Source organism: Bacillus cereus group sp. MYBK95-2, from assembly GCF_051915225.1.
Classification (GTDB): Bacteria; Bacillota; Bacilli; order Bacillales; family Bacillaceae_G; genus Bacillus_A; species Bacillus_A cereus.
The window spans coordinates 878,756-885,300 of record NZ_JBQAEH010000002.1 but is presented as its reverse complement, the minus strand read 5'-3'; the positions used below and the strand labels follow the sequence as shown (position 1 = coordinate 885,300).

Below are 6,545 nucleotides of genomic sequence, written 5' to 3'. Positions count from 1 at the left end.
AGCGCAACTTGACGGCTTTCATTCCTACTTTCGGTCAATCCGTTGTTGTCATCAAAATTGATAACCCTCCCATTTCGTGTTTATACACTTATAGGGAAACGTGTCGCACAAATAACGCTTTTATGAAAATCCCATTGTCTAATTCCTCACTTGTCCATTTCGCTTTTCTCTACCCCTGCATTTACTATTAGTAATACTAACTCTTCAGAGGTGAAAATATAATGGACGAATTTTTATCTTCTGCTGCAATAAATCCTAATTTAGCTGGACCGACTTTACCACCTGTTCCACCATTCACACTACCGACTGGGCCAACTGGGTCAACTGGAGCGACTGGACCGACTGGGCCGACTGGGCCGACTGGACCAACTGGACCAACTGGACCAACTGGACCGACTGGGCCGACTGGACCAACTGGACCAACTGGACCAACTGGGCCGACTGGGCCGACTGGGCCGACTGGGCCGACTGGGTCACTATCAGTAGCTTACGGAACTTTTTGGCAAACGGAAACCATTACAGTCCCTTTCGAATTCCCTTTTTCTTTTAATCAGGCTGACCCTATGGTAGGCGGAATTTCTCTGTTAAATCCTACCACAATTAATATCACACAAGCTGGGGATTATCGGATTTCTTTCATTTCCTCAATCAACTTGACTGTAGCTCTTTCATTCCCTTATTCGCCTACCATTTCTATACTATTAAATAACAGTCTGATTCCAAATTTCAAAGCTACTTTCGGTCTTTTAATACAAGATTCAGAGGATGTAGATTGCTCTCAACTCATTGGGGACACTATTTTATCAATCCCAGCCAATTCAACACTTCAACTTATAAATAATAGCTTTGTAGGCGAAACAGACATTCGTACATGCGATAATGGAATAAATGCTTTGGAATTAAATATTGTCAAATTAAACTAGTACAAGTACTCCTTTAAAACTAGGTGCTATAATAGCATCTAGTTTTCAGTTTCCAAAGAAATTTTTGTACAAAAAACACACAAAAAATCAAAAATAAATTCATAAAATATTTTATATTCTTTTTTAGAACGAATAGTCTTTACAGAGCATTTCCCGAAGTGCTCTTACATTTACATATCAAATAACGTTTTTAATTAATTACGAGAGCGGATTTTATTATTTTGTACAAACACTCTATTCTTTTTTAAATAAAATATATAGATATCTCAAAGAAAGGAGAGAAACATAAGTATGGCTGATTATTTTTATAAAGATGGTAAAAAGTATTATAAAAAACAATCGTATGCTCACCATCAAAAAGATAACTGTTTTATCGAAACCCATACAATAACTGGTTCGAATACAGCTTTAAATTTCAACGTACCAGCTAACACTACAAGAACTGCTTTTGAAGATTTTACCAATAACCACAATAAAACATTAATCGAGCTTCGCATTCCCGGTACTTCTCAACCAATTGAAGTAACTATCCGAACAAGAAGTTCTCGTCTGCCGATCACTGTAACAATAGTTGCAGGTGAAACCAAGGTATTCCAAGTAGAGGACTTCCATAGCCTCACTCTCACAAATAATACTAATATCAATAGCAATATTGGTATATTCATTCAAAAAACATTTTGTATCTGCTGCAATAATCAAAATGATTCTCGTAACAAGTATTATAAAGAACAATCAAATTCTCACTATCAAAAAGAGAACTGTTTCATCGAAACTCATACCGTAGCTGGTTCAAATACCACCCCAACTGAAAATTCACCTTTAACTATTATCGTACCTCCTGGCGCTTCAAGAAGAGTTTTTGAAGATTTCACCAATAACCATAATAAAACATTAATTCAAATATCCGTTCCCAGTGATGTCAGCTCGATTGAAGTAACTATTCGAACAAGAAGGTCCCCCACACCAATTATCGCCACTCTTGTCCCAGATGAAACAAGGGTATTTCAAGTAGAAGATTTCCAAAGTCTTACCCTCACAAATAATACTGAAATCCTTGATTTTATTGATATTTTAATCCAAAAAACTTTTTGTATCTGCTGCAATGATAAGAATGATTCGTGCGATGAATATTACCGTGATTACGAATGTGATTGTTAGATTGACTCGCTAAAAGAATCCTTATAAAGGATTCTTTTTCTTTTACCTTAGTATCATCTAATCATTCACATTTGTTCAACATTTCATCTCTTAACAAAATTCAAATTTTATTAAAGTAACTGTGTTTTTCGTTCTTCCATACGAATTACTTTTCCATTTTGATATACAAATGATTGTTCACCAAATCCACCTTGAGGTGGTTCTATTAGTTGGACCTGACCATTTTTAACAACATATATTCCGTTTATTTCCAAATCTATTTCAGCTGTCATTTCTACAAGATTTTCTTTAATAATTCCCACTAAGACCACTCCCGTATGTTATGATTATTTTGTCGAAGCAAGTCAGGAGCAATCTCGACTTTTTTATTTTGTTATAGATATTCCACAACATTATCAGGAATAAATGATTGTTCTAATAATAAATAAAGTCGTATCGAAATCGGTTCTTTATTATCTCTCGCAGACTTGCAAAGCTCCTCCGCTTCTTCCCACTCGAACTGTTTATCTTCCACTCGTTTAAATCTCCAAATCCCAATTGTATATTCCTCAAATAATTCATACTGATCATTTGGCGCTGTTGTTGGTTTTAATTCATCAGTAGCTCTTACTTGCTTTGGTACTTGAACAACTATGTCCGTAAAACGAACTTTAGAATTTAATCGATGAATATGTGCTTTCTCAGTATCGAATGCTACTACAGACTCAACATCAAATATTGTTAACTGCTTTGGCATTACAATCCTCCTAAGCCTCTTTTTTATATTTAGATAACACTTGTTCTAAACGTTTACGTTCACCCTCTAAATCCATTTCATCGTGCTTTACAGGCTGAGATTGCACTTCTGTATCTTGAGTATGTAACCAATCAGGGACGATTTCTTTTCTAGTATTACTTCTCCCACCACGAGACTGGTATTTCTTACGGAATTGAGTTTGTGCAGCTTCAACATCAGTAATACTCTTATACCCCTTAGCATGCCAATCTCTTAAAATACCTTGTACATAAGACATATTAGGTGCATTCTTTTCTAAAGCTATTTGCATTGCTTTAATAACAAGCTGCTCATTTAGATCATCAATCCAAGCGGTAATCCCCTCTGCTACAAATGGTTTAAGAACTCCAAAATTTTGCTCATAAAATGCTATTGGATTTTCTTCTGCAACTTTTTTATCTCTTGAGCAGCTTGCTGCTTCTTCTTTTGTTTTTGTTTCTTCTTTTTCTTTTGTTTCTGTTTTTGTTTCTTCTTTTTCCTTCATAGGGTCTTCGAAGCCCCTTATAAGCCACTCAAAACGAGCTTGGAAGTATTCCTTAATACGAGGAATTTTAAAATCTTGCTGCTGTTCTAAATCTAAACATGTCTCATAAAAATCAATTAAAAAATCTTCACACTTAATATTCTGGATTTCTTTTAACACACACTTTTCAATATTCATATTTGTAATAGCATTGAATTTAAGCCAATTAATCAACATAATTTCTTTCGTCTTTTTGTTGTAATGAATTTTCCCATAATCAGCAAAACGCTCTAACAGCTTTTCAACCGTTTCACGGTTATATCCTGTATCCATTTCTATCACTCGTAATGGAAGCTCATAGATACCACTCTGAGAAGTTTTGCTATTAGTCATTAAGTATAAGTAGAAGTATTTCTCCTCCGGTGTAAGATCTAAAACGAAAGCATCTTGCCAATATGAAACTTGAACAGGTCTATAAACTGCCATATTATTCATCCTCCATTGTTTTACTTGGTTTGCTTTGATATACTTAATCTCCAATTCAATTTTTAGAAAGACTCTCTATTAGAGTCTAGAATCTATCACTCTGCAAAGTGATAGATTTTTTATTTTTTATTTTTTATTTTTTATTTTTTATTTTTTACGACTAACTAATGATGCATTAATCCCCTTTTCTTGAAACCTTTTAATAACTACACGATAACTCTTAGATATTTCATGTTCCTCTTTTTCATTACGAAGGCTCTTGAATTCTTTTGCGCATCTATTTAATTCCTTCTCCCAATGATCTGCTTCATCTAATGAACCAGCATTGAACATGTTATGAATACATGTAACCATGCAATTATGTAATTCATTCGCAAAGGTAAAATCCCCTGGTAGAACTAAATCAAACAGACGATTACATTCTGATTTCATGACTTATTCCTCATTTCTATTAATTTGATACTGTACGCATCGTTATGAACAGAAAGAAAAAGCAGAACCTCTTAAAAGATGGGGCTCAGACTTTCTGATCATAACGACAAGCACAATTGCTTGTCGCATTAAATTGAAGTATGCTATAATTCATATGTTAATTTTCTTGGCTATCGCGGGCTATGCGGTAGTCTTTTCTTTTTTATTTTTGTTTTTCAAAACGAAAGCTGCTTCTATAATTCGAATTCTTATCTCCATCAACTTCTTCTCTTGCTTTAAGTTTTTTGCTTTCCTATAGTCTCCACAAACTGATGCAATTCGAATATCACCATATAAATTTGCTTCCTTACGAATTAGAGCTTTATATTGATTTAAAGTTGGACTTACATAATCAATCTTCATAACTTAAACCTCCCCAATAAAATAATTAAATTAAGCTTTTATATACTTCCTAGCTCGTAATGATACTTTCCAGTACTTAAAGACTTCTTTCATTGAAATACCATATTGATCACATAGGACCGCTACGAGGCTCATCATTGAACCTGTAGCATCCAAGACTACATGCATTACCTTTTTCAAATCTTCTTTCTCACTTTCGGACCAAGTTTGTGAAGGCTTAAACCAACATACCGTATCGAGTTGTTTCAAAGCTTCATTTATTTCTTGATTGACCATGTACCTCATGCTTGTAGGATGAATATCTATATGCTCTCCATTAAAGAATGGGATACTTACATGACCTGTTGCTTCATTCCACATTTTAAAAAATAACTGCGGATCATCAATTCCTTCTGTAATGCATTTTCTTAAATCTTCTGGTAATCGTCGCTGTTCAGTTTCATATTTTGCTAGTGACTCACGACTCACGGGGATTTCTAAGGAGAGTTGTTCTTGGGTGATTCCCTTTCGTTTTCGTGCCATAGCAACTTCTTTTCCTATGGACATCGTTTACTTCCCCCATTCGTACCTAAAGCATTATTTATTTGTGACAACTTACTATGGTAATTTGTTATTAGACGGATTCTTTAAATGGATTGTAATACTCCGTATTGTTTTCTACCCATTCAGTGTGATTCTCCATCCACTTAAAAAGAAGGTGTGTAGGAATAAGAACTCCTGCTTCGCGACATACTGGAAAATCAGAACGGTTTAATAACTCAGATGCTTTAGTGCGTTTAATATGTAATAATGCCATCAATTCTGTAATAGTTAAAAATGGTGGTAATTCTTTCATTGGTTGAAGGTGCTCAGTTGCTTTTTGCACCTCTTCACGGATGATTTGACGGAATGATTCAATGTCGAAATTGATCATAGCTCTCCCCTTTTTTGCTGTTTTAGCAAATTTTATTTTAAAAAAAGATCCTCTATTTTGCAATCTAATACTTTTGCTATAAATGGTAAATGATTTGCCTTAAACATATACTTTCCTTTTTCGTATTTCATATACGTGGAAGCATTCTTAAAACCAAGCACTTCTGCTAGATCTAACAACGTAATCTGTAGTTCCAAACGTCTATTTTGAATAAAATCCAAATTCAACTTCTCCAAACTTCCATCTCCTTTTTTGCTAAAACAGCAAATATATATCTATATAATATTTTGCTATTACAGCAAAGTCAAGCTTTTTTTGCTATTTCAACAAATCACTTTTTCCATTTTGGAAAAAATGATAAAATACCTTTAGATAATCTTAAATTTGACATAATAATGTTTTTAGGAAGTTGGTGAAAAAATGTCAGAATCCACAATTGGCTATCGAATAAAACAATTACGTGAAAAAAGAAAATGGTCACAAATAGAATTCGCAAAAAAAATGGGGATTAATAACAGTGTGCTATCCAGAATTGAAAGTGGAAAAAGACCTATTGAGGACTCCTTAATTAGCAAAGCTGCTGACATTTTTAACGTTTCTTCTGACTATCTTCTAGGAAGAGAAAGTGATTCTAATAATAGATTATTTGTGGAAAATCTTTTTGAAGATCAAAACTTAGGTCTCTGGTTTAAAGATATTAAAGACGCCTCTCCAGAGAAACAAGAAGAACTTAAACAATTTTGGGAATTTATCAAACAAAAAGAAAACAAACGTTAATTATATGAATAAACAAAAAAACTCAATAAGTGTAGTTATTTTTGTTTATTCATTTCCTTTTTAAATTATTAAATAATAATATAAAGATTTATAGTTATATATACTAATCTGATAGGACAAGTATTACACCTCTAATATTACCCTCATTTTATCTGCTAATTACCTGAATTCAAGCGTATGTCTAATATAGATAAAACTCTAAATGATTTAAAATTT

At 33.6% G+C, this 6,545-nt stretch carries 11 protein-coding genes; 3 read left to right on the top strand and 8 right to left on the bottom strand.

The window, feature by feature from the left end:
- Nucleotides 1-221: 221 nt before the first annotated feature.
- Nucleotides 222-923: an exosporium leader peptide-containing protein gene (locus ACTFN4_RS11535; RefSeq protein ID WP_439962310.1), complete on the top strand. Its 702-nt coding sequence runs from the start codon at nt 222-224 to the stop codon at nt 921-923.
- Nucleotides 924-1,214: 291 nt separating this feature from the next.
- A complete protein-coding gene (locus tag ACTFN4_RS11530) occupies nt 1,215-2,081 on the top strand; it encodes an exosporium protein D (protein WP_368506221.1) in 867 nt (288 codons plus the stop codon).
- A gap of 110 nt (nt 2,082-2,191) precedes the next feature.
- On the opposite strand, the gene ACTFN4_RS11525 is transcribed toward ACTFN4_RS11530, so the two are convergent.
- The 8 genes from ACTFN4_RS11525 to ACTFN4_RS11490 all read right to left on the bottom strand — a co-directional run bounded on the left by ACTFN4_RS11525 (nt 2,192) and on the right by ACTFN4_RS11490 (nt 5,788).
- Nucleotides 2,192-2,383 carry a DUF3954 domain-containing protein gene (locus tag ACTFN4_RS11525; RefSeq protein WP_061139392.1) on the bottom strand — a complete coding sequence of 64 codons (192 nt, stop codon included), beginning with the start codon at nt 2,381-2,383 and terminating at the stop codon, nt 2,192-2,194.
- A 71-nt stretch (nt 2,384-2,454) separates the two neighbouring features.
- Nucleotides 2,455-2,817 carry a cell division protein SepF gene (locus tag ACTFN4_RS11520; protein WP_368506220.1) on the bottom strand — a complete coding sequence of 121 codons (363 nt, stop codon included), beginning with the start codon at nt 2,815-2,817 and terminating at the stop codon, nt 2,455-2,457.
- Between the two features lie 10 nt (nt 2,818-2,827).
- Nucleotides 2,828-3,805 carry a DnaD domain-containing protein gene (locus tag ACTFN4_RS11515; protein WP_439962309.1) on the bottom strand — a complete coding sequence of 326 codons (978 nt, stop codon included), beginning with the start codon at nt 3,803-3,805 and terminating at the stop codon, nt 2,828-2,830.
- A gap of 147 nt (nt 3,806-3,952) precedes the next feature.
- On the bottom strand, nt 3,953-4,237 hold the full coding sequence (locus ACTFN4_RS11510; protein WP_044797199.1) for a hypothetical protein: 285 nt from the start codon (nt 4,235-4,237) through the stop codon (nt 3,953-3,955).
- 180 nt (nt 4,238-4,417) lie between these two features.
- Nucleotides 4,418-4,639 carry an RNA polymerase subunit sigma gene (locus ACTFN4_RS11505; protein WP_368506217.1) on the bottom strand — a complete coding sequence of 74 codons (222 nt, stop codon included), beginning with the start codon at nt 4,637-4,639 and terminating at the stop codon, nt 4,418-4,420.
- Nucleotides 4,640-4,669: 30 nt separating this feature from the next.
- Nucleotides 4,670-5,185: a helix-turn-helix domain-containing protein gene (locus ACTFN4_RS11500; protein WP_098134315.1), complete on the bottom strand. Its 516-nt coding sequence runs from the start codon at nt 5,183-5,185 to the stop codon at nt 4,670-4,672.
- A gap of 67 nt (nt 5,186-5,252) precedes the next feature.
- Nucleotides 5,253-5,552 carry a DNA-binding protein gene (locus ACTFN4_RS11495; RefSeq protein WP_086392334.1) on the bottom strand — a complete coding sequence of 100 codons (300 nt, stop codon included), beginning with the start codon at nt 5,550-5,552 and terminating at the stop codon, nt 5,253-5,255.
- Between the two features lie 32 nt (nt 5,553-5,584).
- Nucleotides 5,585-5,788, bottom strand: a complete 204-nt coding sequence (locus tag ACTFN4_RS11490; RefSeq protein ID WP_016091031.1) for a helix-turn-helix domain-containing protein — start codon at nt 5,786-5,788, stop codon at nt 5,585-5,587.
- 184 nt (nt 5,789-5,972) lie between these two features.
- Between ACTFN4_RS11490 and ACTFN4_RS11485 the strand changes: the two genes are divergently transcribed.
- The gene (locus ACTFN4_RS11485; protein ID WP_000004574.1) at nt 5,973-6,329 is read left to right on the top strand and encodes a helix-turn-helix domain-containing protein; all 357 of its coding nucleotides are present in this window, start codon (nt 5,973-5,975) and stop codon (nt 6,327-6,329) included.
- Nucleotides 6,330-6,545 lie beyond the last annotated feature (216 nt).

Excerpts from the sequence above, each read along its gene's own strand:
- ACTFN4_RS11535 (WP_439962310.1), top strand. The coding sequence starts at position 222 with ATGGACGAATTTTTATCTTCTGCTGCAATAAATCCTAATTTAGCTGGA.
- ACTFN4_RS11530 (WP_368506221.1), top strand. The coding sequence starts at position 1,215 with ATGGCTGATTATTTTTATAAAGATGGTAAAAAGTATTATAAAAAACAA.
- ACTFN4_RS11520 (WP_368506220.1), bottom strand. The coding sequence starts at position 2,817 with ATGCCAAAGCAGTTAACAATATTTGATGTTGAGTCTGTAGTAGCATTC.
- ACTFN4_RS11515 (WP_439962309.1), bottom strand. The coding sequence starts at position 3,805 with ATGGCAGTTTATAGACCTGTTCAAGTTTCATATTGGCAAGATGCTTTC.
- ACTFN4_RS11510 (WP_044797199.1), bottom strand. The coding sequence starts at position 4,237 with ATGAAATCAGAATGTAATCGTCTGTTTGATTTAGTTCTACCAGGGGAT.
- ACTFN4_RS11505 (WP_368506217.1), bottom strand. The coding sequence starts at position 4,639 with ATGAAGATTGATTATGTAAGTCCAACTTTAAATCAATATAAAGCTCTA.
- ACTFN4_RS11500 (WP_098134315.1), bottom strand. The coding sequence starts at position 5,185 with ATGTCCATAGGAAAAGAAGTTGCTATGGCACGAAAACGAAAGGGAATC.
- ACTFN4_RS11495 (WP_086392334.1), bottom strand. The coding sequence starts at position 5,552 with ATGATCAATTTCGACATTGAATCATTCCGTCAAATCATCCGTGAAGAG.
- ACTFN4_RS11485 (WP_000004574.1), top strand. The coding sequence starts at position 5,973 with ATGTCAGAATCCACAATTGGCTATCGAATAAAACAATTACGTGAAAAA.